Origin of the sequence: Pseudolabrys taiwanensis (genome assembly GCF_003367395.1) — a bacterium.
GTDB classification, from domain to species: Bacteria; Pseudomonadota; Alphaproteobacteria; order Rhizobiales; family Xanthobacteraceae; genus Pseudolabrys; species Pseudolabrys taiwanensis.
The window spans coordinates 255,208-280,009 of the sequence record NZ_CP031417.1 but is presented as its reverse complement, the minus strand read 5'-3'; the positions used below and the strand labels follow the sequence as shown (position 1 = coordinate 280,009).

Below are 24,802 nucleotides of genomic sequence, written 5' to 3'. Positions count from 1 at the left end.
GTCAGCGCGCCGAGCCAGGCAGCATGCGGACGAGCGTGCGGTCGCGCAGAAGCCAGTGATGGCCCAGCGCTGCCGCGGCGTGCAGTCCGGCGACGATCAGCAAGGCGTTCGCCAAAGTCTCGTGCACTTCCTTCACCGAGCGCGCGAAAGCGCGGTCGGCCGGCCATGGTGAGGCGATCTCACCGAGGCCAAACAGCGGCAGCGCATTTCCGCGTCCGAACTGCGTGACGATGCCGACGATCGGCACCGCGATCAGCAGTGCATACAGCAGCACATGGGCGGCACGCCCGGCCCGGTCGAGCCAGATGCCGAACGGCGTGACTTCGGCTTTCGGCGGCGCGTCGACAAGGCGCCACATGAGCCGCACGACCACGATAGCCAGCACGGCCAATCCGGCCGAGATATGGGAGAACAGGCCGAAGGCCTTCGGCAGATCGTCGACGGTCTGCCCTAGCATCCAGGCGAGGACGACAAAGACGGCGGTGGACCAGTGAAGACATTGGGCGACGGCACCGTAACGCTGCGGGTTATTGAAAATCTGCATCCGCATCTCCTTTGCGTACCGAGTAGCAAAGGCGAAGCGGCTTTTTCTTGATTCACAGCAACGAATGCCTGCGATACCGATTAAATCTTGGCAATCAATGCAAAACGTTCGCAATTGCAGTCGCAGAACGTCGATAGCGAACAAGCCGCGCAAACGCGCATGAGACGCGGCGGCGACCGATGCGCCCTCCGGCTCTGCGCTGGCCGGTGCTAAGGGAGAGTCGCCGCCAACGTCTCGAGCACCGCCGGCAGATCGCGCTCGACGTCCTCCGCGTTCACGGCGACGACGCGGTAATTATGCTCGTTAAGCCAGACGTTCTTCTCCGCGCGCGTGCGCGCCGCTTCGTCCGACTCGGACGACGGCACCAGATCGATGACGCGACGCATCGGAAACGAGACGAAATCGACAATATGCGGACCGACCGGCACCTGCCGCCGGAACTCGCGGCCGGCGAAACGGCGATCGTTCGTCAAGGCTTGCCACAGAACGCGTTCAGCCTCGGTCGGATTGCGCCGCAAAAGCTTGGCGAGGCCGCGCGTCGGCGTCGGCTCGTTGGCGCGATGCTCGGCGATTACCTCGCGCAGACGCTGGGCTTCCTCGGCATCGAGCACGCCGCCGCGCGCCGGCCCTTTGCGCCCCTTCGCCAGCATCGCGACGATGCCGTGCAGCGTCTGGATGTCCTGCTCGGTCGGCGCGATGCGCAAGAAGATGTTGCGCAGGTTGTTGAGCATGACATCGCGCTTGGCGGCCGGACGGAAGAACTCCACCCGGTCGAGTTCGCTCTCCAATGTCCGGAAGAAGGCCGCAAGTTGCTGTTGCGGCGCCGGCGGCGACTTCTCCGGCATGGTGAACGGCAGCGTGCCGCCGGCCGCCTTGAACCATTCGTAGCCGAGGATCACCACCGCCTGGGCGAGATTGAGCGAGGCGAAGGCGGGATTGACCGGCAATGTGATGATGCGGTGCGCGAGACCGACCTCCTGCATCTCGAGTCCGTAGCGCTCGCGGCCGAACACCAACGCCACCGTCTCGCCGCCGGCGACGCGCGGCGCCATCTCGCTCGCGGCGGCGTCCGCGCCGATCACGGGCTTGGCCTGGTCATGCTGGCGGGCGGTACAGGCGAGCACGAAGCTGCAGTCGGCCACCGCGTCCTCGAGCGTCTCGTGGATGGTCGCGTTCTCCAGCACCCGGTCGGCGCCGGCGGCCATCACCCGGGCGCGCTCGTTGGGCCAGCCTTGCACCGGTTTAACCAGCCGCAGACGCGATAGCCCGAAATTGGCCATCGCGCGTGCCGCCGCACCGATGTTCTCCCCCATCTGGGTGCCCACCAGCACGACGATCGGCGCCGGCGTCTCCAGCCACCGTCTGGTCTTATCGGTTCCGGCCCCGGGCATGCACTGCTCCTCGAATGGGCAAATGCCCTGAAGGCGAAAGCCCCTGCCCAAGCCAGCCGCCGGCGTCAAGCGGCGGCGTGCCGGCGCTTATCTGGTACCAGCCGACAAGGCTTTTACGAGCCGGGTGCGGATGCTATAGGGCGCGCGCCGAACCCCCGTTGGCCGGATTCCCGGCTGGCGGTCTCCGCCGAGAACAATTCATTTGAAGGCCGAGGAAGCCATTCCGCCGCGCCTATCGATGGTCAGTTTCCGGTCGGCCCAATCAAGCACGGCGACCAGAGGTGTGAAGCATGTCGAATCTCGAAATTATGTGGACGAAGGTTGACGAAGCGCCGGGCCTTGCGACGTTCTCCCTGCTGCCGATCGTCGAGGCCTTCGTGGCCGCGGCCGGCGTAAAGGTGACGCTGAAGGACATTTCGCTCACGGGCCGCATCATCGCCAACTTCCCCGAGAAGCTGAAGCCGGAGCAGAGGATCAACGACGAGCTCGCCGAGCTCGGCAAGCTGGCGATGAAGCCGGAAGCCAACATCATCAAGCTGCCCAATATTTCGGCGTCGATCCCGCAGCTCAAAGCGGCGATCAAGGAGCTGCAGAGCAAGGGCTACGACGTCCCCAACTATCCCGATAGCGACGCGACGCCGGCGGACAAGGAAATTCGGGCCCGCTACGGCAAAGTGCTGGGCAGCGCCGTCAATCCGGTGCTGCGCGAAGGCAACTCCGACCGCCGCGCCGCCGGCGCCGTGAAGGCCTACGCGCGCAGCCATCCGCACAAGATGGGCGCTTGGAGCAAGGACTCGAAGACCCGCGTCGCGCATATGACGGGCAACGACTTCTACGGGTCGGAAGTCGCGACCACCACGGCTGCCGCGACGAACGCCCGTATCGAACTGGTGGAAGCCGGCGGCAAGACCACCGTGCTGAAAGAGAAGGTGCCGCTTCAGGCCGGCGAGGTCATCGATTGCTCGGTGATGAACGCGAAGGCGCTGCGCGCGTTCTACGCCGACGCGATCGAGGCGGCGAAGAAGGAAGGCATCCTGTTCTCGCTGCACCTCAAGACGACCATGATGAAGATCTCGGATCCCATCCTGTTCGGCTATTGCATTTCGGTGTTCTTCGCCGACGTGTTCAAGAAGCATGGCGCCACCTTCGCCAAGCTCGGCGTCAATCCCGACACCGGCGTCGGCGAGATGATGGCCAAGATCGAAACCTTGCCCGAGGCCGAGAAGGCGGCGATCAAGGCCGACATCCAGGCCGAATACGCCAAGCGGCCGGCCCTCGCCATGGTCAATTCCGACAAGGGCATCACCAACCTGCATGTGCCGAGCGATGTGATCATCGATGCGTCGATGCCGGCGATGATCCGCGAGTCCGGCAAGATGTGGGGCCCGGACGGCAAGCTGCACGACTGCATCGCGGCGATCCCTGACCGCTGCTACTCGACGCTCTTCCAGGCCGTCATCGACGACTGCAAGGCCAACGGCGCGTTCGATCCCAAGACCATGGGTTCGGTGCCGAACGTCGGCTTGATGGCCCAGGCGGCCGAGGAATACGGCTCGCACGACAAGACCTTCCGCATCCCCACGGACGGCACGGTCAACGTGGTGGCCGAGGATGGCAAAGTCCTGATGACCCAGAAGGTCGAGGCCGGCGACATCTTCCGCATGTGCCAGGTCAAGGACGCGCCGATCCAGGATTGGGTCAAGCTCGCGGTGCGCCGTGCACGCCTGACCAACACGCCGGCCGTGTTCTGGCTCGACAAGAATCGCGCGCACGACGCGCAGCTCATCGCCAAGGTCGAGAAGTACCTGAAGAACGAGGACACCAACGGCCTCGACATCCGCATCCTGGCCCCGGTCGAGGCGACCAAGTTCTCGCTCGAGCGAATTCGCAAGGGCCTGGACACGATCTCCGTCACCGGCAACGTGCTGCGCGACTACCTGACCGATCTGTTCCCGATCATGGAGCTCGGCACCTCGGCCAAGATGCTGTCGATCGTGCCGCTGCTGCAGGGCGGCGGGCTGTTCGAGACCGGCGCCGGCGGCTCGGCGCCGAAGCACGTCGAACAGTTCAAGCAGGAAGGCTATCTGCGCTGGGATTCGCTGGGCGAATTCCTGGCGCTGGGCGCCTCGCTGGAGCATCTGGCGCAAGTCAGCGGCAACGAGGACGTGAAGGTCCTGGCCGAGACGCTCGACGAGGCCAACAGCGAGATCCTCGAGCATAACCGCTCGCCGGCGCGCAAAGTGGGTGAGCTGGATAATCGCGGCAGCCATTTTTATCTGGCGCTCTATTGGGCCAAGGCGCTGGCCCGCCGCGACAACAGCTCCGGCCTCGCGGCACGCTTCAAGCCGCTGGCGGAAACGCTGACGGCGGAAGAAGCGAAGATCAATGCCGAACTGCTCGCCGCCCAGGGCAAGCCGGTGGATACCGGCGGCTACTACCTGCCCGACCAGAAGAAGACCTCGGCCGCGATGCGCCCGAGCGCCACGCTCAACGCGGCGCTCGATTCGCTCTAACGCCCGGCCAGCCGGCAAGGCTTCCAAGCCACGACCCGCGCGATGATCAACTCATCGGGCGGGTCGCTTTCGTTTTGCGCCCGGCCGAGCGCTTAGAATCCAACTTAAACCCAAACGCCAGTGCGCCTTTTACGGTAAGAAAGCCGATGCTATAGAGCCCATCGTGGCCGTGGCGGCGATGTCTTTCGTGAACGCGCCGAATTTTCCGTCGGCCCGACGGTTCCGATGCCGGCTCGCAAAAGGTGGCTTCTTAAAATGGCGAAGATCAAGGTAAAAAATCCCGTCGTCGAAATGGACGGCGATGAGATGACGCGCATCATCTGGCAGTTCATCAAGGACAAGCTGATCCATCCCTACCTCGATATCGACCTGCTCTATTACGACCTCAGCGTTCAGAAGCGCGACGAGACCAACGACCAGATTACCATCGACGCCGCCAACAAGACCAAAGAGGTCGGCGTTGCCGTGAAATGCGCCACCATCACGCCCGACGAAGGCCGCGTGAAGGAATTCGGTCTGAAGGACATGTGGCGTTCGCCGAACGGCACCATCCGCAACATTCTCGGCGGCACGATCTTCCGCGAGCCGATCATCTGCAAGAACATCCCGCGCCTCGTCCCGGGCTGGACCCAGCCGATCGTCATCGGCCGCCACGCCTATGGCGACCAATACCGGGCCACCGACTTCAAGTTTCCGACCGCGGGCACGATCTCGATCAAATTCACCGGCGACGACGGCAAGGTGATCGAGAAGGAAGTGTTCAAGGCGCCGGGCTCAGGCGTCACGATGGCGATGTACAATCTCGATGACTCCATCATCGACTTCGCCCGCGCCTCGATGAACTACGCGCTGAACCGCGGCTATCCGCTCTATCTTTCGACCAAGAACACCATCCTGAAGCAGTATGACGGCCGCTTCATGGAGCTCTTCCAGCAAATCTTCGACGAAGAGTTCAAGGCCAAGTTCGAGGCCAAGAAGCTGACCTATCAGCACCGCCTGATCGACGACATGGTCGCCTCGGCGCTCAAGTGGTCCGGCGGCTACGTCTGGGCGTGCAAGAACTACGACGGCGACGTGCAATCCGACACCGTCGCGCAGGGCTTCGGCTCGCTCGGCCTGATGACGTCGGTGCTGATGACGCCCGACGGCAAGGTGGTGGAAGCGGAAGCCGCGCACGGCACCGTGACGCGTCACTATCGAGAGCACCAGAAGGGCAACGAGACCTCGACCAACTCGATGGCCTCGATCTTTGCCTGGACCCGCGGCCTCGCGCACCGTGCCAAGCTCGACGACAACGAAGCGCTGGCCAAGTTCGCGGCCACGCTCGAGACGGTCTGCATCAATACGGTCGAGAGCGGCTCGATGACCAAGGACCTCGCACTCCTGGTCGGCCCCGAGCAGAAATGGCTCTCGACCACCGGCTTCCTCGACAAGATCGACGCGAACCTGAAGAAGGAGATGGCCGCGTAAAGCCGCTTACGAACCGAAGCCGAAAGGGCGCGGCCGCCGCCGCGCCCTTTTTGTTTTTCGGTCCAACATGGCACCGGCGCGCTCGACGCGCTTTCGGCGATACAGCGCTGCGGAGCCTCCCCTATTTCTTGGCCGGCTCGATGTTGCCCTCGTGGCGCTTGATCTCTTCGGTCACGAGATCGCCCTTGGCGCCGATGATCTCATGGCCGACCCGTTTTTCGACCACGTCCTTGATGCGCGCGGCGACGCGCGGGTCACGCTCCATGAGCGCGTGCAGGTCCTGCGCATCGAGCACCAGGAGGTTGGTGCGCGTCAGCGCCGTCGCCGTCGCGGAGCGGCGCGAGCGGCGCAACACCGCCACCTCGCCGAAGAACTGGCCGACACCGAGCCGCAGATGCTCCTTGCGGACCACCACCTCCACTTCACCGGCGGCGATAAAGTACATCGAATGGGCCGGATCGCCGGCGCGCACGATGATATCGCCGGTCTCGACCACCTCGGCGCGCAGCAGCTCCATGATGTCCGCAATTTCTCCCGCGTCGAGCTCGGTGAACAACGGCACGCGGGCGATCATGCCCCAGGTGACGATGAAGTTGCGACGATGGATTTCGTCGGCGAAGGCCGTGGCGATGATGCCGACCGGCAGCGCCATCATGATTAGCCCGAGAAAGATGGTGACCGTGGCGATGATCTTGCCAGCCACCGTGATGGGCACGACGTCGCCATAACCGATGGTGCCGAGCGTGACGATCGCCCACCACAGCGCCTGCGGAATGGTGCCGAGCTTGTCCGGCTGCACGCGCGCTTCGGCCAGATGCATGGCCGCCGCCGCGACCACCGCCGTGCCTAGCGTGATGACGACGCAGCCGATCAGCGCGCGGCGCTCGCGGTAGAGCACGTCGAGCAGCGAGCGCATCGCCGGCGAATAGCGCGCGATCTTGAAGAAGCGCACCATGCGGAACACCTGCAGTACCCGCAGTTCGCTCGGCACGAGGAAGGCGAACCAGAACGGCAGCACGGCGATGAGATCGACGAGGCCGGCCGCGCTCAAAGCGTATCGCACACGCGCCCGTGTTGCGCCGAGGCGATGGTAAGGCAGATGTTCCGGCGCCGCCCACAGCCGCAATACATATTCGACCGTGAAGATGACGAGCGATACGTCTTCGATCAGACCGAAGACGACACCATAGCGCTCGCTGTACTCCGGCACGGATTCGAGCGCGACGGCGACGAGGTTGACGACGATCACCGCCATCAGCAGCCGGTCGACCAGGCGGCTGGCGCCGTCGCCGACGCCGCCCTGCTCCAGGATCAGATAGATGCGCCGGCGGAGATCCCTCACCCGGTCGCGCGTCATCGTGTTCGTCGCTCTGTGGTTCGCGTAAAGAGGATCTTATACGCGACGCGACGCCGGACGATCCTTGCGTTTGATCAATCCGCCGCTCAGGCCTCGCCGGCCTCGGCACGATCGAGCTTGGCGACTTCGGCCGCGCGCATATCCGACAGGCGGCGCGCCACCGTGTCGTCCGACAGATCCAGTGTTTCCATCAAGCGGCCCGCGAGCTGCAGGCCTGCTTCCACCGTCTCGGGAATGACCCCGAACGCGCCGAGCTTGATCAGCCGGGCCGCATGCGTCGGGTCGGCGGCGCGCGCGAAGATGAAGGCGCTGCGGTTGATCTTCCGCGCGGCGACCACCATCCGCTCGGCCCCGCGCGCACGGTTGAGCGTGACGACGAACGCGCGCGCTCGCTGAGCGCCCACCTTCTCCAGGAGTTCGGTCCGGCAAGCGTCGCCGAAATAGGCCGGCCGGCCTTGCCTGCGCATCAGGGCAACCGCCTCGCCATTGAGGTCGAGACACACATACGGGATGCCCTCGGCCTCCAAAGCCTCGGCGATCAGTTGACCGACGCGGCCGCAACCGCCGATCACGACATGGTTTTCCATTTCGGATTGATCGGGGCCCGGCGCTTCGTCGAGGTGATCGGCCATCACCAGCTTCGCGCCAAACCGGCGTCCGAGTGCGGCGCAGAGCGGCGTCAGCATCATACTGAGGCTGACCACGGCGATGGCGCCAACGATAAGCCGTTGCGGCAACAGCGAGCGCTGCTGCGCGACGCCGAGCACGACGAAGGCGAACTCGCCCGTCTGCGCCAGCAGCAACGCCACCTCGGCGGCGACGGTGCGCGTCACGCCGAACGCGCGGGCGATGACGTAGAGAATGAGGGCCTTGCCCGCCAAAAGCACGACGACGGCGAGGAGGATCCAGCCGATGTCGCGGGCGATGACGAACAGGTCGAGATTGGTGCCGACCGTGATGAAGAACAGCCCGAGCAGAAGACCCTTGAACGGCTCGAGGTCGACTTCGATGTGATGACGCGCTTCGTTTTCGCTGAGCAGAAGGCCGGCCAGGAACGCGCCGAGCGCAACCGACAAACCGGCAAGGCCCGTCGCTACCGAGGCGCAGACCAGTATCAGCAAGGCCAGCGCCATGATGAGATCGCGGCTGCCGGTCTTCACCACCGAACGCAACAGCGGCCCGAGCAAAAAGCGGCCGGCCAGCATAATGGCGATGACGGAGGCGAGCGCGCCCGCAAAGGGCGTGATCAGGTCGTAGATGCTGCTCGCGCGCGCTTCGCCGCCGCCGCCGAGCATGCCGACGATGAACAGGATCGGCACCACCATCAGGTCCTGGAACAGCAGCACCGACAGCGCGATGCGTCCGACCGGATGCGCGACGCGATGCTGCTCGGCCAGGATCTGCATCACGATGGCGGTCGAGGACAGCGTGAGGCAGAGACCGAGCACGATGCCCGCGGGCGGCACGCCGCCGGCAAAGCGCACGGCCAGCCCGATCGCCGACGTGGTGATGACGACCTGCGCGAAACCGATGCCGAGCACGTAGCGGCGCAACTGCCAGAAGCGTTGCAGCGACAGCTCCAGCCCGAGCAGAAACAACAGAATGATGATGCCGAACTCCGCCAGCGCCTCGCTTCGCTGCGGATCGTCGAATGTGATGTAGTGGATCCAGGGATGGGTCGCCTCGAGCCGGCCAAGCCCGTGCGGCCCCAGCACCACGCCGGCGATGAGGAAGCCGAGCACGGTGCCGATCCGGGCACGGTGGAACAGCGGCACGATCACGCCCGCCACCACGAGGAAGACGATCAGGCCTTTGAGATTTTCGGCGTGCAGCACGGGTCAGGATCCGATGATCACATTGCGGACAAAGTCGCCGGCCTCATCTTCCGCCTGCGCCCGTGCGGACGGGACGCGCGCGAAAAATCCCCCCGTTTCTTCTTGGTCTTGGGTCCCCGCTGGAGCGGGGCCGAACGGCATCCCGTTCTGTGCCAGAACGGTTCCGCCGCTGCAATTTGCCGCGCGACTTTTTCCCCGACACAGCCTGGATATCGCAATGTGCTCCCCGAAACTTTTTGTCCTGACTGGCGGCCCGGGCGCCGGCAAAACCACCCTGATCGGTGCGCTGGCCCATGCCGGCTTCGCCGTCGCGCCGGAAGCCGGGCGGCACGTCATCCGGGCCGAGCAGGCCCAAGGCGGGACTGCCCTGCCCTGGATCGACCCGCTCGCCTTTGCACAAGCCATGCTCGCGCACGACGCCGAGAGCTACGCGCGGCTGCGTACGGCGCCGCAGCCGGTGTTCTGCGATCGCGGCATTCCGGACGTCATCGGCTATTTGCGGCTGGAAGGCATCCCTATCCCGGAGGCGATGTGGCGCGCTGCGCGGGCGCATCCCTATCAGGCCCGGGTGTTCATCTGTCCGCCGTGGCGCGCGATCTATGCAACCGACAGCGAGCGGCGGCAGACCTGGGATGTCGCCGAGCGGACCTACGCGGCCATGGCCGGTGTCTATACCGAGCTCGGCTACACATTGGTGGAGGTGCCCCGCGCACCGGTCGATACGCGGGTGAAGTTTGTGCGGGAGGCGGTCAGCAGCGTTTAGCACGACTTCGCCACTTGCACACTTCCCCTCGCCCCTTGCGGGAGAGGGAAAGAGAGATCGTGGCTGGCGCTTTCGCTTTTAACCGCCCAGCGCGGTTTCGACCGCCTTCAGCGCCGCGTCGGCCTTGGAGCCGTCCGGGCCGCCGGCCTGGGCCATGTCGGGCCGGCCACCACCGCCTTTGCCGCCGAGCGCCTCGGCGCCCTTCTTCACCAGATCGACCGCGTTGAAGCGCGACGTCAGATCGTTGGTGACGCCGACGACGATGCCGGCCTTGCCGTCGTCCGACAGGCCGACGATGGCGACGACGCCGGAGCCGACCTGCTTCTTGCCCTCATCGGCCAAGCTGCGCAGGTCCTTGAGCTCGATGCCGGTCACGGCGCGCGCCAGCAGCTTCACATCGCCGACGCTGCGCACGTCGTCGGCCGCAGCGGCCTTGCTGCCGCCACCGCCCATCGCCAGCTTCTTCTTGGCGTCGGACAGATCGCGCTCGAGCTTCTTGCGCTCGTCGAGCAGAGACGCGAGACGCGCCGGCATCTCTTCCACCGACGTCTTCATCTCGGCCGCCGCATGCTTGAGCAGCTGCACCTGGTGATTGGCCGACTTGCGCGCCGCCTTGCCGGTGAGCGCCTCGATACGGCGCACGCCGGCGGCAACGCCGGAGTCCGACAGCACTGAAATGAGGCCGATGTCGCCGGTGCGCTTCACATGCGTGCCGCCGCACAGTTCGACCGACCAGCCCATCATATTGCCGTTCGGCTCGCCCATCGCGACGACACGAACTTCATCGCCGTACTTCTCGCCGAACAACGCGCGCGCACCCGATGCGATCGCATCGTCCTGCGCCATCAGCCGCGTCGTCACCGGCGAATTCTGCAAAACGATCTCGTTGGCGATGTCCTCGACCTTCTCCAGCTCCTCGACCGTGATCGGCTTGGGATGCGAGATGTCGAAGCGCAGCCGGTCGGGCGAGACCAGCGAGCCCTTCTGCGCCACGTGATCGCCGAGCACGAGGCGCAGCGCCTCGTGCAAGAGATGCGTCGCCGAATGGTTCTGGCGGATCGCCGTGCGGCGCGCGTGATCGACTTCCAGGAGGAGCGGGTCTCCGGCCTTCACCGTGCCCTCTTCCACCTTGACGATATGCGCGAACAGATCGCCGGCTTCTTTCTGCGTGTCGGTGACGGTGAGGCGCACGCCGTCGCGGCGCATCTCGCCGGTGTCGCCGACCTGGCCGCCGGACTCGCCGTAGAACGGCGTCTGGTTCATGACGACGACGCCGGTGTCGCCCTTCTTCAGCTCGGCGACCTCCTTGCCGTCCTTCACCAAGGCCGAGACGACGCCTTCGGCGCTCTCGGTCTCGTAGCCGAGGAACTCGGTCGCCCCCAACTTCTCGCGCAGCGCAAACCACACCGCCTCTTGCGCCGCCTCGCCCGAACCGGCCCAGGAGGCGCGCGCCTTCGCGCGCTGGCGATCCATGGCGTCGGTGAACGAGGCGATGTCGACGCCGATGCCACGCGACTTGAGCGCGTCCTGCGTCAGATCGAGCGGGAAGCCATAGGTGTCGTACAGCGTGAACGCCGTCTCGCCGTCGAACATGTCGCCCTTGGTGAGCGACTTCGACGCCTCGTCGAGGATCGACAGGCCCTTCGCCAGCGTGGCGCGGAAACGCGTTTCCTCGAGCTTGAGCGTCTCGGTGATCAGCGCTTCGGCGCGCAGAAGTTCGGGATAGGCCTGGCCCATCTCGCGCGTCAGCGCCGGCACCAGCTTGAACATCACCGGGTCTTTCGCGCCGAGCAGTTCGGCGTGGCGCATGGCGCGGCGCATGATGCGGCGGAGCACGTAGCCGCGGCCTTCGTTCGACGGCAGCACGCCGTCGGCGACCAGGAACGAGGACGCCCGCAGGTGATCGGCGATCACGCGATAGGACGCGCGGTTCTCATGCGTCGGACCGCGGCCGATCGCATGCGACACCGCCTCGATCAGCGCGCGGAACAGATCCGTGTCGTAATTCGAGTGCACGCCCTGCAGGATCGCGGAAATGCGCTCCAGGCCCATGCCGGTGTCGATCGAGGGGCGCGGCAGCGGCTGGCGGTTGCCGGGCGCGATCTGCTCGAACTGCATGAAGACCAGGTTCCAGAATTCCAGGAACCGGTCGCCGTCCTCGTCGGGCGAGCCCGGCGGGCCGCCCTGCAACGCGGGGCCCTGATCGATGAAGATCTCCGAGCATGGGCCGCACGGACCGGTGTCGCCCATCTGCCAGAAATTGTCCGACGTGCCGATGCGGATGATCTTGTCGTCCGAGAAGCCGGCGATCTTCTTCCACAGGCCGTGCGCCTCGTCGTCATCGGCGTAGACGGTGACCAGGAGCTTGTCCTTCGGTAGCCCGAATTCCTTGGTGATCAGGTTCCAGGCGAGCTCGATCGCATTCTCCTTGAAGTAGTCGCCGAAGGAGAAATTGCCGAGCATCTCGAAGAAGGTGTGATGCCGGGCGGTATAGCCGACATTGTCGAGGTCGTTGTGCTTGCCGCCGGCGCGGACGCACTTCTGCGCCGTCGCGGCGCGCGAATAAGGGCGCTTTTCGAGACCGGTGAAGACGTTCTTGAACTGCACCATGCCGGCATTGGTGAACATCAAGGTCGGGTCGTTGCGCGGCACGAGCGACGACGACGGCAGCGGCGTGTGGCCGTTGCGGGCGAAATAATCGAGGAAGGTCCTGCGGATGTCGTTGACGCCACTCATCGGTAATACGCTAGCGCGAGCCCCCTCTGCCCGTGGGGGCTAAATCCCCATCCGGCTTGATGTTTCAGGGGCTTATTTAACGGCGGGGGCACCGAGAGTCGAGGGAGGACGGCGCCTCCCGGCCGTCGTGCCCGGCCGAGCGGGGCGTCCTGCAATCTCCGGTGCCAGCGAAACCGGATCGCCCGCTTACGCGGGCGACGACACGGCGCCCTAGCCCCACGGCCCGGAGCGGCGAGCCGCGCCACCGCCGCCCCAGGGACCGCCCGGCGCGGCCGTGCTGCCGCCCCAGGGGGCACTGCGCGGCGGCTGGGGTCGCGCGTAGGAACGCCCCATGGCCGTCGCCAATTGCTGGAGCGCGGCGATGCGATTCTCGGTCGCCGGATGGGTCGAGAACAGGTTGTCCATGCGCTCGCCCGACAGCGGGTTGACGATGAACAGATGCGCGGTCGCCGGGCTCGCTTCCGCCGTCTCGTTCGGCACCGCGTGCGCCATCTGCGAGATCTTGGCGAGCGCGGAGGCAAGCGCCATCGGCTCGCCGCTGATCTGGCCGCCGAGATTGTCGGCCGCGTATTCGCGCGTGCGGCTGATCGCCATCTGCACCAGCATGGCGGCGAGCGGCGCCAGGATCATCATCGCGATCGAACCGATGACGCCGAGGCCGTTATTGTTGTCGCGGTTGCCGGACAGGCCCGAGAACAGCGCGAAATTGCCGAGCATCGAAATAGCGCCGGCGATCGTCGCGGTGATCGTCATGATCAGCGTGTCGCGGTTGGCGATGTGCGCGAGCTCGTGCGCGATCACGCCCGCGATCTCATCGCGGTTGAGCGAGCGCAGAAGGCCGGTGGTGACGGCGACCGCCGAGTTCTCCGGGTTGCGGCCGGTCGCGAAGGCATTCGGCTGCGGGTTGTCCATGATGTAAACGCGCGGCATCGGCAGATTGGCGCGGCGCGCCAGCTCGGCCACCATCGCGTAAAGGTCAGGCGCCGCGCGCGCGTCGACCTCCTGCGCGCCGTGCATCGACAGCACCATCTTGTCCGCGTTCCAGTACGCGAACAGGTTCATGCCGCCGGCCATGAGCAGCGCGAAGAGCATGCCGCTCTGGCCACCGATCAGGAAGCCGACGCCCATGAACAGGGCGGTCAGGCCGGCCAAAAGGAGCGCAGTACGGAAGTAGTTCATTGTTCCCTCTCAAACGGGCGCATGGGGTCTGCCATGGCCCGACGGGGAAAATGTCGGTGGCACGGTCACTTGGCGCAAGATCGCGGGACAGGATGACGCACCGGCTTGCGCCGGCGCCGGTTTTGCCGGACCGCCACGGCCGCAGAAATGCAAAAATGCGGCCGGGCTCTTCGGCGCGGCGGGCGGCACAACGCGCCCGTTTGCCCGATACTTGCATGCCCATCCGCTTTCTTGCTTCACCGCGTCAACTGTGAACGATCCCAAAACATGTCCGACACTGCCGCCTATCCGCTGCTCTTCACGCCGCTCAAGTTGCGCGGCCTGACCGCCCGCAATCGCATCGTCGTCTCGCCGATGTCGCAATACGCCGCCGTCAACGGCGAGCCGACCGACTGGCACCTCGTGCATCTCGGCAAGTTCGCCATGGGCGGCGCCGGCATCGTGTTCGTCGAGGAGACATCGGTCGAGGAGAAGGCGCGCAAGACCTATTCCTGCCCCGGCATCTACACCGATGCGCAGGCCAAGGCCTGGCGCCGCATCACCGACTTCCTGCGCAATCAAGGCGCGCTGTCGGCGATCCAGCTCGGCCATGCCGGCCGCAAGGTGGCGACCAAGGCGCCGTGGGACGGGTTCTCGCCGCTGTCGGAGGACGATGCCAAGGCCGGCAAGGCGCCCTGGCGCGGCTATGCGCCCTCGCCCATTCCGTTCAAGCCCGGCGCGATGGTGCCGATCGAGATGGATCACGACGACATCAAGCGCGTCATCGCCGCGCACGTCGACGCCTGCAAGCGCTCGCTCGATGCCGGCTTCGACATCTGCGAGATCCACGGCGCGCACGGCTACATCATCCAGCAGTTCCTCTCGCCGATCACCAACCACCGCACCGACGGCTATGGCGGCGATCGTCCGGCCCGCATGCGCTTTTGCCTCGAACTGATCGAAGCCTGTCGCGAAGCCTGGCCGGCCGACCGGCCGCTGTTCTTCCGCGCCTCCTGCGTCGACGGCAAAGGCGGCGCCTGGACGCTCGACGACACCGTGGCGCTCGCGCATGAACTCAAGGCGCGCGGCGTCGACATGATCGATTGCTCGTCCGGCGGCATCGAAGGGCCTTTGACGCTCGCGGTGGTGCCGCGCGTGCCGGGCTATCACGTGCCTTTCGCCGAACGCATCAAGAAGGACGTCGGCATCCCGACCATGGCCGTCGGCCTGATCACCGAGGCGCAGCAGGCGGAAGGCTATCTCGCCGCCGGCCAATGCGATCTCATCGCGCTGGCGCGCGAGATGATGTGGAATCCGAACTGGCCGGCGCATGCGGCGCAGACGCTGCAGGCCGGCGATCCGCTCGACCTGCTGCCGCAGCGCTATTCGTGGTGGCTGCAGCGGCGCGAGGAAGTGCGGCGCCTTTATCCGACAGGAACCGAAGCGGCGGAGTAACGATCTCGCGGGCGGCGCAGTACGATTTCGGCTGTCGTCCCCGCGAAAGCGGGGATCCAGTACGCCGTGTCCTATCGATACGCTGCGGCGTACTGGATCCCGGGTCTCGCTTCGCTCACCCGGGATGACGCTTTGCCTGCGGCTGACGTTCCTACTTCACCAGCCGCTCCTCGCGCGGCGGCAGGAAGCGGTCGTCGTAGATGTCCTCGACGGTGAGCACCTTGTCGAGCCCGAAGGCCTGCGAGATCTGCTTGAGATTGAGCGCGAGCCGCGCCTTATCGTAATAGCCGATGCCCTGCTCTTTCGTGGCCGGCGGCGCGATCAGCCGGCGGCCGACCCACGCGAGACGCTCGGTTTCGTTTTCGAGCGGCGCGACTTCGTTGAACTTGCGCATCGCCATGATGGTCCCTTGCGGATCGGCGATGGCTTCGCGCCAGCCGCGCGCCGACGCGGCGACGAACTTGCGCACGAGATCGGCCTTGTCGCGCAGCGCCGCACGGCTCGCCAGAATCGCGTTGCCGTACACGTCGAGCCCGTAGTCGCCGTAATAGATGAAGTTCACCTCATCGAATTTCACGCCGTTGTTCTTCAGGTTGAAGAACACGGTGGAGTCGAAGCCGGTGACGGCATCCACCTGCCCGCCCATCAGCATGGATTCGCGCACGCGCGGCGCGATCTGCCGCCGTTCGATCTTCGACACATCGACGCCGGCCAGATTGGCGAAAGCCGGGAACATGCGCGACGGCGCATCCGCCGCGCCGACGCCGAGCACGCGGCCGGCAAGATCGGCGGGCTTGGCGATGCCGCTCTTCTTCAGCGAAATGACCGCCTGCGGCGAGCGGTTGTAGAGCAGGAACACGGCGCGCGGCGCGGTGTCCGGATTCTTCAGCGTGAATTCGGTGAGCGTCGCGATGTCGCCGACCGCGACGTCGTAGAGGCCGCCGGCCGCGCGCGCGATGGCATCGGCCGAGCCGTTCGAATGATCGAGCGTCACGTCGAGCCCGGCGTCGCGGTAATAGCCCTTGGCCAGCGCGTGATAGAAGCCGTTCAGTGCACCATCTGCTTGGAAATTGAGCACCACCTTGAACGGCACGAGATCCGCCGCCTGCGCCGATGGCGCGGCCGCTGTAACGGCGAACGCCGCCAGGAGAGACGGAAACGCCGCGCGCACGGCGACGGCGGCGAGGCGTGAGACAAAAGATGCGAAGGGGATGGCGCGTGACACGATGATTCGAAGCTCCCGAAAGGAGGCCGGCCGCGCTTCGTCTGGCGCGTTTGATCCGGCCGCAGAAAGAAAGCTATCGGGCTAGCAAGTCCCGTGCCTTCGCTGCGGGTGCTTGCACCCGCGTCGGGGCTTCTGCGTTCTGCTCGTGCGGATGCTGCTCTCGCGGTTGTTGCTCTTGCGGTTGTTGCCGCTGCCGCCGCGAAACGCCATCGCGCCGCATGTCGGCCGCACCCCGACGCGCCTTCGCCCCCGTCCTCGGTGGCGGCCGCTTTACGCAGCCGGGTGCCGACGGGGGCGAGACGCGCAACGCATCATGTCACGCGAGACAGGACATGATGCGGAACCTTCAAGAACGGACGGCTCACCGCCCGGCCTTGACCTTCTTCTTCGTCGCAGCCTTTGCGGGGGCCGCGGCCTTGGATGGGGCCTTGGCCGCTGGCGCGACCTTGGCCTTCCGCTCGACCTTAGCGGCCTTGCGCGCGGGCTCGGCTTGCTCGGCAGCCGCTTTTGCCTTGGCGCGTGGCCGTTTCGGGCTCGGATCGTTGGCGACGTCCGCCGGTGCGGCGGCCATCGCGACGTCCACTTCCGGCGGCGCCGGAACCTCATCGACAGGCTGAGACGCTTGAAGCGTGATCGGCGCCTGCGACGACGACGGACTTTCGGACTCCGGGCCAAGCGGTTGCGGGACCGCTTCGACCGGCGCGGGCGGCGTCAGAGCGGAGACCGCGGTCTCCTTTGCACCGTCCGGACCGGCTCTGCGCGAGGACGTCGGATCGACGACATCGCGCGGGGTGCCCTGTCCCTTTCAATCCTTGGGATCGGCCTCGTCGTCGTCTTCTTCCTTCTCGCCGGTCACGATCACCTCGGCGAGCACGCCGGAGTTCTGGCGCACCGCCGCTTCGATCTTGGCGGCCATGTCCGGATTTTCCTTCAGGAAGGACTTGGCGTTCTCGCGGCCCTGGCCGATGCGCTGGCTGTCATAGGAGAACCAGGCGCCCGACTTCTCGACCACGCCGGCCTTGACGCCGAGATCAATCAGCTCGCCGATCTTGGACACGCCCTCGCCGTACATGATGTCGAACTCGACCTGTTTGAACGGCGGCGCCAGCTTGTTCTTGACCACCTTGACGCGGGTCTGGTTGCCGATCACCTCGTCGCGCTCCTTGATCGCGCCGATGCGGCGGATGTCGAGGCGGACCGAGGCGTAGAACTTGAGCGCGTTGCCGCCCGACGTCGTCTCGGGCGAACCGTACATCACGCCGATCTTCATGCGGATCTGGTTGATGAAGATCACCATGGTCTTCGACTTGTTGATCGACGCGGTGAGCTTGCGCAAAGCCTGGCTCATCAGGCGCGCCTGCGAACCCGGCTGCACGTCGCCCATCTCGCCCTCGAGCTCGGCCCGCGGCACCAGCGCGGCGACCGAGTCGACCACCAGCACGTCGATCGCGCCGGAGCGCACCAACGTGTCGGCGATTTCGAGCGCCTGCTCGCCGGCGTCCGGCTGCGAGATCAGAAGATCGTCGGTGCTCACGCCGAGCTTGCGCGCATAGACCACGTCGAGCGCGTGCTCGGCGTCGACGAAGGCGCAGATGCCGCCCTTCTTCTGGGCTTCGGCGACGGTGTGCAGCGCCAGGGTCGTCTTGCCCGACGACTCCGGCCCGTAGATCTCGACGATGCGGCCGCGCGGCAGGCCGCCGATACCGAGCGCGATGTCGAGGCCGAGCGAGCCCGAGGAGATGGCCTCGATGTCCATCGCCTTGTCGTTCTTGCCGAGCTTCATCACCGAGCCCTTGCCGAACTGGCGCTCGATCTGGCTCAGCGCGGCCGCGAGGGCTTTCGACTTATCCATGGACGATCCTTCGACGAGACGCAGGGCAGGCTGACTCATTGTCGCGCTCCTTATGGCCTAAGATTCGGACCTCCGACAACGCGGGTCGCCGCCGCCGTCGTGGATCAATTGATGTAAAGGCAATGTACCCTATTTGTTCCTCGTTCGCAATATGTTCTTTTCGGGCGGTGGGTACTGGCCTGTTTCGATCCCCAGTGGCCTAGTTTGAATTGAGGAGTGGCCTGTTTTGAATTTCACGCGCGGGGAGCTTCTGAGTGAGGCGATCTGCTTCGCCTTGGGCAAATGCAAAATCCACGGGCGTAAGGGTGTCCTGACCGATTCGGACCGGCAGGAGGTCGCCAAGACGGTCATTGAATATCTGCGGAAACACGGCGATCGATGGGACCTGGATGCTCAGGTCGAGGTGCCTATTAGGCCGACTTGGGACTGGTCGCCGCACGGGAAATAACTCTCGACACCTCCGCCCCACAAGCGCACTGTTCACCATCATCGGCTGATGGCTTTGCCGTAGGCGCCGGTGGCTGAGAGACCAATTGTGCTCCCGCCTTCAACGGGAAACGCGCATGGCCCAGCCGGACAACCAAATTCTCTTGACGGAGATTGCGGAAATACAGCGCCGCATTGCCGAGGCAGCGCGTTCATTAAACGACACTGTGGCCGCCTCTTACGAGTCAATCATAAAATCGAAAGAGCTAATCGCCCGCGCCGACAGACTATTGCGAAGAAAGTGGCCGCCCTAGTTGGCGGCCTCTTTATTAAGCGCGGCCTCGGTTGCAGAATGACGCCTCCACAACGGAGGGCAACATGTCAGCTTGGGAAGATTTCTCGGACAGAGAAAAACTCAATTGGTTGCGAGCACGTCTCACCAAGGTCGAGAACCAAGTAGACGCACTACAGCACCTCATTCACGAGATCGGTGAAGCTGTGAAAGCACTCGAAAAGCGGCAACCTGAAAAGTAGCCGCAGCATGCCATTTGTTTCAGTTATGCGTTTCACGGGAAACGTATGCGGACGCTATCCTTCTTTAGCCTCATCAAAGAGGCGGCTAATGCGCGGATTTGCAAAGAATTTTTTTGACATGCGTTTGACGCATAACGAAAAAGTACGCATTGTTTGTCTCACGTGAAACACGCGAGATTCGAGCTTCTTCTGTCGCTTGGCAGAAAAAGAAGGGGGCCGCCCCCCGACCAAGGAAAGACGGCCCCAAACCGCCCCTTTATGGGACGTTCGCCTGCAGAGCGCCGCCTACCGGGCGGCGTTCTTGCTTTCGCTCCGGGCAGAGCCAGAAGCGAATCGGAATCTACACCTCGGAGGTCAGCCGTCTAGTTCGTTTTAGGACCCTCCTGGTAGATGAGTTTGAAACTACCTTCGAGCAGCTGGAGCCAGAGCTTCCGTTCCTCCTCAGGCCATACCTCGCCGGACTTCGGGAGGCGGACCAAAAGTCCCCGGATAATGGGGTCAATATCTACCCCACCGCCACCGCCCCCACCATTACCGCCGCCGTGCGCCAAAGCCTCAGGCTCGGCCTTTGGCTCATCCCGAACAGTATCTCGCGCGGCGAAACCCGGCATAACCAATCGGTTTTTTCCATGCTCGAAAAAGGCGGATTGCTCGGCCGACTTTTCAAACGCTTGCCGCGCCCGATCCTTCACTTTGTCGGACACGCCGAGGCTAACCATTTCTCGCTCTAGAGCGGCAGCGTTAGGGGGCAAAATTCCGCTCCGGTACTTCTCAAAGATAGCTTTGTAGAGGGGCACATTTAGGAACGCGGTCGCCTTCCCCTCACGGGCTCGACTAGGGTCAATGACCATTTGGCCCAAGTCAGTTAGACGGTGCCGCCCATTGCCGTCTGTTTGGATAAGTCCATACATACGGGCACCACTTAGCTGCACGCGAAAGCCGCTGCTTTTAGTGCTCTGCCCGGTCCATGCAGCCAGTTGCGCGTCGTCGCACTCTCCAAGGCCCACGTTCCCGTGGATCGCCTCGGCAAGTTTCATCGCATCATTCAAGCTGACGTAGGGAAAAGCGATGGTAGATCGCTGCCGCCCCGCATCATCGGACGAGGCCTTGGCCTCGGCCATGGATAGCTTCTCGCCAGTCATAGGGCTTTCTCCATACACGCCGATGGATTGGCGCTGACCTTAACTACGGCAACCATACCCTTCCGTCAAGACATTCATTTGAAGATTTAGGATATGACGCTTGACCGTATCCTAAATCTGCAATAGATTCTGCAAACCAACTGAGGTGCAGCTATGCTGAGGAGAGTTTGAGCCCCCGGACGCGCTAGCCGAGCCAAGGGGGCCCGGAAAAAGGAAAGGCCGCCTTCCCCGGGCTTCAAACTAGGGAAAAGCGGCCTTGCAATCGGCTTCAAGTTCTCGGGGCTCGTCTAACGGTAGGACACCCGCCCCTACAAGCGTGGAGATGTCGGTCCGAATCCGGCGCCCCGAACCATCGAATCAGTGGGACCGACCCGACGGCAATCGTGCCGGTCCCTGATCAGCAACCCCGGGATTTGGCCCCCGAAGTCGTGACCACGGAATATATAGCGGATTCAAAGCCGTTTTTCCAGAGTCCCCCCTTCGGGCCGTCCCCTAGCTTCATGGATTGGCCCCGTGAACATCCTTCCCCGCGAAAAGCAGATTGAAGTCATCGCCGCGCTTTGCGACGGCCTCGGCATCCGAGCTACCTCTCGTATTACCGGCGTCAACCGTGGCACGGTCGGCGCGCTTGCCCTCAAAGTCGGGCGCGGCTGCGCAGAGCTTCATGACCGCATGATGGTCGGCCTGCGCCCCTCCCGGCTGGAGCTTGACGAGCTTTGGAGCTTCGTCGCCAAGAAGCAGGTACGCGTCGGTAAAAACGATCTTGGCGCGGCCAGCGTTGGCGACCAGTACACCTACATCGCTTTGGGCGCCTCCAGCCGCGCGATCATCAGCTACTTCACCGGTAAGCGCGACAGCGGCAATACGCACGAGTTTATCGCGGACCTGCGCCAACGGGTCATCGGCTCGCCGGAAATCAGCACTGACGGCTTCTTGCCGTATCAGAACGCCATCCGTGCCGAGTTCGGAAACCGCATCGCCCATGGCGTCGTCAACAAGACCTACAGCGTAACGCACATCGGCATGAAGGAAGCCGCGCGGCGCTACTCCCCCGCGCAGGTAGTAGCCGTAGAATACGACGTAGTAAGCGGCGTGCCGTCGCACATTTCGACCAGCTACGTTGAACGCAGCAACCTTTCGATCCGGATGGGATCAAAACGGTTTTCGCGCCTCAGCAACGGCTTTTCAAAAAAGCTGGATAACCACTGCGCCGCCGTGTCGCTCTACGTTGCGCATTACAACCTGTGCCGCGTCCACGAAAGCCTACGGAGCACGCCAGCTATGGCGCTTGGCGTTGCCGATAGGGTTTGGACAGTGGCGGACTTGCTGGACGCGGCGCTGGCGACGCAGCCGATTACGCCGGTAACGACCGCGCCGGATCGGCGGAAGCGGTTTCGGGTAATCGAAGGCGGAAAGGGGTAGCAAAATGCTAGACCGTCCTCGATTCGCGTGTAATTTGAAGAGGCGGAAAGACCGCTGCTGAATCGCTTCCAATCTCCGGACGGCCCTCTGATGGCGGGGCTCAACCCCGAGAAAGGAGGTGATCGTTCATGCAGATGGATCTTTTCTGCCCGCTCAACATGCCGGTGCATGTCCGCTCTTATCGGCGGCTTCGCTTTGGCAAGTTGGAGCACGTGCGGGCACACTGCCGGGGACTGCCGAGCCGCTAAGGCGGATTAGCAGCCCCCTTTTAGTGCTCTAACGCGAATGAGAATGGCGGGTGGCAGCCCGCCATTCTTTTTTCTCCCTTCCGAGAGAAATCCTGAATTGGTGGTGCCTATAAAAGCACTGCTTCGCATGTACGAATCCTTAACACATTTGCACCCCTTCATAAAGAAATCTTTATATGTACAGTGCGGCGATCTTAATTGACTGGAAATTAGAACCAGACTACCCATTTAGCCGTTACACAGAACCGGCCCCGTCCATTCGTCCTTGATGGAAAGCGTCTCACGACGCTACGAGTGGGCGGGGTCTGTGTCTTTGGGGGGTATGGTGGGCAAGTATGCTGTCCTTATGGACGGCGGGTTCATCAAGAAGAAACTTCAACAACGCAACAAGCATTTCCCGACCGTCGCTGAAATAGAAGCGGAAGTTCAAAGGATTAAAATCAGCCCACAACTGGCTGCTTTCAGCCTTTTGCGAGTTTATTTTTATGACGCTCCGCCTGCCTCTGGGCGCCTGACCAACCCGTTAGATGGTACCGCTCTCGATCTTGGATCACACCCCCACTACAGAGCTAATGTAGCCCTGCAGCAGGGTCTCGAAATGCAGCCTGATTTTGCCCTACGGCAGGGCGATACGGCTGTGCACGGCTGGGCCCTTGGCAACGCAGCCATGCAGAACTTAGCAAAAAATGGCGCACGGACCCTTGCCGCTGCCGACCTCGTTCCAAACATAGAACAGAAGGGCGTCGACCTCCGCATCGGCCTCGACATTGCCCGTCTATCGCTAGGCAAGTTGGTTGACATCATTGTGGTCGTAACTGGCGATAGCGATATGGTGCCGGCCTTCAAGTTTGCGCGGCGTGAAGGCGTAAGAGTTTATTTGGACCATCTGGGGCATGGCGTGAAACGCGCACTAAAGGCGCACGTCGATATCGTTCTTTGATAGTGGCCTACTTTGCCTCTCCGACTGGCCTATTTCGGCCAGTACCGGGCGGTGGGGGTGCTGGCCTGTTTCGACCCCCAGTGGCCTAGTTTGAATTGAGGAGTGGCCTGTTTTGAATTTCACGCGCGGGGAGCTTCTGCGGGACGCGATCTGCTTCGCCCTCATCAAATGCAAAATCCACGGGCGGAAGGGTGTCCTCACCGATTCGGACCGGCAGGAGATCGCCAAGACGGTCATCGAATATCTGCGGAAACATGGCAGCCGCTGGGACCTCGATGCTCAGGTCGAGGTCCCTATCAGGCCGACCTGGGACTGGTCGCCGCACGGGAAATAAAGCGCGCCACTATGTCTAATGACACTTAAGTAGGCGCCGTGGCGATATAGATTAAGAACATCACCGGCCAAGCCCCTATCCGTAGGCGCCGGTGGCTGAGAGACACGACCGCGCTCCCGCCTAGCGACGAAAAAGGAGAGAAATCGTGCCGCACAGCAAGAACATCCATTTTCGGCAAAACGAAATCGACCGGCCCACGTGTCCACAATGCGGCTCGCAAATGTGGCTCGCCTGCGTTTCTCGCGATGGCGCGGACAACGAGCAGCAAAGGTTCGCGTGCCCCGTGTGCGAGATCTCGACCGGCGATAGCGATCTGCAAAAGCGCGGGACGCAAATGGGCATTTGAGGCGGCGCCGGCCGCCGGCCTCTCTCGTGGACCCTGCCCTGAAAGCCCGCGGGCGGTGGCGCTCCCGCGCCAATTAGCGGCGGCCGATGCGCCCGGGCCTTCGCGGTGAGAACACCGCGCGGCGGAACATCGTGCGACAACGTCCGAACGCGAGAATGCCGCCACTACTTTGGGTAGTGGCTATAGGGCGCGTGATACCCCTATAATGAAAGCCGCTTTCAGCTCCCGCTGAGCCAAGGATATCGATGTCGGACGCATTGCGCATCGCACACGGCGAGTTCGGACGTGTGGCATTACTGGACATGGACCGCAGCCTTGTCCGTCATGCCCATCCGCATTGCCATGTGCTGCTCAAGGTCGACGGCGACGACACGCAGTTTCTCGTCGGCGACAAAGTGGTGCCGCTGACGGACGAGATGGCCGTGCTCGTCAATGCGTGGGAACCGCACGCCTATGTGCACAATCCGCATCGCAAGAATGCGCTGATTCTCGCGCTCTATATCGAGCCGGAATGGCTGCGGACGTTCCGGTCGAACTGGGCGGCCAGCGGCGCCCCCGGCTTCTTCGAGCAATCCGCCGGCAGCATGACCGCGCATATCCGCAGGCTGGCGCTCGATCTCGCCGCCGAGATGGTGCACGAGCCGGAAGCGCGCAAGCATCAGGAGCAGCTGCTGTCGGAGCTGATGCTGGCCGTCATCCAGCGCTTCACGCCGTGGCGGACCATCGGCGCCTCCTTGCGCGAATTGTCGCAGAACGCGCGCGTCGACTGGCGCGTGCGCAACTCGATTTCGCTGATGCGCAGCGACCCGACGGCGCGCTTGAGCGTCACCGATCTGTCCAAGGCCGCCGGCATGTCGCGGGCGCACTTCTTCCGGATGTTCGAACGCTCGACCGGCGTGACGCCGCATGTGTTCATGAACATGCTCAAGGTCGAGATGGCGGTCGCCGCCATCATCGACAGCAATGCGTCGTTGGCCACCATCAGCGACCGGCTGGGCTTCACCGCGCAGGCGCACTTCACCCGCTTCTTCCGCGATCATTGCAGCGTTCCGCCGAGCGAATTCCGCACGGTCGCCCGTCTCGGCGCCTGATCCCCGTTTTTGAGACTATT

19 protein-coding genes are annotated in these 24,802 nt (G+C 63.9%); 9 read left to right on the top strand and 10 right to left on the bottom strand.

The window, feature by feature from the left end; translation table 11 throughout:
* Nucleotide 1: 1 nt before the first annotated feature.
* Both DW352_RS01295 and DW352_RS01290 read right to left on the bottom strand, forming a co-directional pair.
* Nucleotides 2–544, bottom strand: a complete 543-nt coding sequence (locus tag DW352_RS01295; RefSeq protein WP_115687796.1) for a cytochrome b — start codon at nt 542–544, stop codon at nt 2–4.
* A 209-nt stretch (nt 545–753) separates the two neighbouring features.
* Nucleotides 754–1,935: a TrmJ/YjtD family RNA methyltransferase gene (locus DW352_RS01290; RefSeq protein ID WP_115687794.1), complete on the bottom strand. Its 1,182-nt coding sequence runs from the start codon at nt 1,933–1,935 to the stop codon at nt 754–756.
* A 290-nt stretch (nt 1,936–2,225) separates the two neighbouring features.
* Between DW352_RS01290 and DW352_RS01285 the strand changes: the two genes are divergently transcribed.
* A complete protein-coding gene (locus tag DW352_RS01285; protein ID WP_115687792.1) occupies nt 2,226–4,448 on the top strand; it encodes an NADP-dependent isocitrate dehydrogenase in 2,223 nt (740 codons plus the stop codon).
* A 255-nt stretch (nt 4,449–4,703) separates the two neighbouring features.
* The gene (locus DW352_RS01280) at nt 4,704–5,918 is read left to right on the top strand and encodes an NADP-dependent isocitrate dehydrogenase (RefSeq protein ID WP_115687790.1); all 1,215 of its coding nucleotides are present in this window, start codon (nt 4,704–4,706) and stop codon (nt 5,916–5,918) included.
* Nucleotides 5,919–6,039: 121 nt separating this feature from the next.
* On the opposite strand, the gene DW352_RS01275 is transcribed toward DW352_RS01280, so the two are convergent.
* Nucleotides 6,040–7,275, bottom strand: coding sequence for a cyclic nucleotide-gated ion channel (locus DW352_RS01275; RefSeq protein ID WP_115687788.1), 1,236 nt, complete (start codon nt 7,273–7,275; stop codon nt 6,040–6,042).
* 86 nt (nt 7,276–7,361) lie between these two features.
* Complete coding sequence (locus DW352_RS01270; RefSeq protein WP_115687786.1) at nt 7,362–9,110, bottom strand: cation:proton antiporter domain-containing protein; 1,749 nt, start codon at nt 9,108–9,110, stop codon at nt 7,362–7,364.
* Nucleotides 9,111–9,327: 217 nt separating this feature from the next.
* On the opposite strand from DW352_RS01270, the gene DW352_RS01265 reads away from it, so the two are divergent.
* A complete protein-coding gene (locus tag DW352_RS01265) occupies nt 9,328–9,873 on the top strand; it encodes an AAA family ATPase (protein ID WP_115687784.1) in 546 nt (181 codons plus the stop codon).
* A gap of 78 nt (nt 9,874–9,951) precedes the next feature.
* On the opposite strand, the gene alaS is transcribed toward DW352_RS01265, so the two are convergent.
* Both alaS and htpX read right to left on the bottom strand, forming a co-directional pair.
* Nucleotides 9,952–12,609, bottom strand: coding sequence for an alanine--tRNA ligase (gene alaS, locus DW352_RS01260; RefSeq protein ID WP_115687782.1), 2,658 nt, complete (start codon nt 12,607–12,609; stop codon nt 9,952–9,954).
* Nucleotides 12,610–12,819: 210 nt separating this feature from the next.
* Nucleotides 12,820–13,788: a zinc metalloprotease HtpX gene (htpX, locus tag DW352_RS01255; protein ID WP_115687780.1), complete on the bottom strand. Its 969-nt coding sequence runs from the start codon at nt 13,786–13,788 to the stop codon at nt 12,820–12,822.
* Nucleotides 13,789–14,055: 267 nt separating this feature from the next.
* On the opposite strand from htpX, the gene DW352_RS01250 reads away from it, so the two are divergent.
* Nucleotides 14,056–15,222 carry an NADH:flavin oxidoreductase/NADH oxidase gene (locus tag DW352_RS01250; protein WP_115687778.1) on the top strand — a complete coding sequence of 389 codons (1,167 nt, stop codon included), beginning with the start codon at nt 14,056–14,058 and terminating at the stop codon, nt 15,220–15,222.
* A 151-nt stretch (nt 15,223–15,373) separates the two neighbouring features.
* Here the strand turns inward: DW352_RS01250 and DW352_RS01245 are convergent, their stop codons facing one another.
* The 3 genes from DW352_RS01245 to recA all read right to left on the bottom strand — a co-directional run bounded on the left by DW352_RS01245 (nt 15,374) and on the right by recA (nt 18,338).
* Complete coding sequence (locus DW352_RS01245) at nt 15,374–16,447, bottom strand: ABC transporter substrate-binding protein (protein ID WP_162826708.1); 1,074 nt, start codon at nt 16,445–16,447, stop codon at nt 15,374–15,376.
* Nucleotides 16,448–16,808: 361 nt separating this feature from the next.
* Complete coding sequence (locus DW352_RS01240; protein ID WP_162826707.1) at nt 16,809–17,018, bottom strand: hypothetical protein; 210 nt, start codon at nt 17,016–17,018, stop codon at nt 16,809–16,811.
* A 234-nt stretch (nt 17,019–17,252) separates the two neighbouring features.
* Nucleotides 17,253–18,338, bottom strand: a complete 1,086-nt coding sequence (gene recA / locus DW352_RS01235; RefSeq protein ID WP_115687772.1) for a recombinase RecA — start codon at nt 18,336–18,338, stop codon at nt 17,253–17,255.
* Nucleotides 18,339–19,103: 765 nt separating this feature from the next.
* Here recA and DW352_RS26595 point away from each other — a divergent pair.
* Nucleotides 19,104–19,259, top strand: coding sequence for a hypothetical protein (locus DW352_RS26595; protein WP_162826706.1), 156 nt, complete (start codon nt 19,104–19,106; stop codon nt 19,257–19,259).
* A gap of 362 nt (nt 19,260–19,621) precedes the next feature.
* On the opposite strand, the gene DW352_RS01225 is transcribed toward DW352_RS26595, so the two are convergent.
* Complete coding sequence (locus DW352_RS01225; protein WP_162826705.1) at nt 19,622–20,380, bottom strand: hypothetical protein; 759 nt, start codon at nt 20,378–20,380, stop codon at nt 19,622–19,624.
* A 534-nt stretch (nt 20,381–20,914) separates the two neighbouring features.
* Between DW352_RS01225 and DW352_RS01215 the strand changes: the two genes are divergently transcribed.
* The 4 genes from DW352_RS01215 (at nt 20,915) to DW352_RS01200 (ending at nt 24,782) form a co-directional block, all read left to right on the top strand.
* Nucleotides 20,915–21,823, top strand: a complete 909-nt coding sequence (locus DW352_RS01215; RefSeq protein ID WP_115687766.1) for an IS1 family transposase — start codon at nt 20,915–20,917, stop codon at nt 21,821–21,823.
* A 594-nt stretch (nt 21,824–22,417) separates the two neighbouring features.
* Nucleotides 22,418–23,011, top strand: a complete 594-nt coding sequence (locus tag DW352_RS01210; protein WP_115694182.1) for an NYN domain-containing protein — start codon at nt 22,418–22,420, stop codon at nt 23,009–23,011.
* A 112-nt stretch (nt 23,012–23,123) separates the two neighbouring features.
* Nucleotides 23,124–23,345 (top strand): hypothetical protein, encoded by a 222-nt coding sequence (locus tag DW352_RS01205; protein WP_115687764.1) that lies wholly within the window; start codon nt 23,124–23,126, stop codon nt 23,343–23,345.
* A gap of 591 nt (nt 23,346–23,936) precedes the next feature.
* Nucleotides 23,937–24,782 carry an AraC family transcriptional regulator gene (locus tag DW352_RS01200; RefSeq protein ID WP_115687762.1) on the top strand — a complete coding sequence of 282 codons (846 nt, stop codon included), beginning with the start codon at nt 23,937–23,939 and terminating at the stop codon, nt 24,780–24,782.
* Nucleotides 24,783–24,802: the final 20 nt, after the last annotated feature.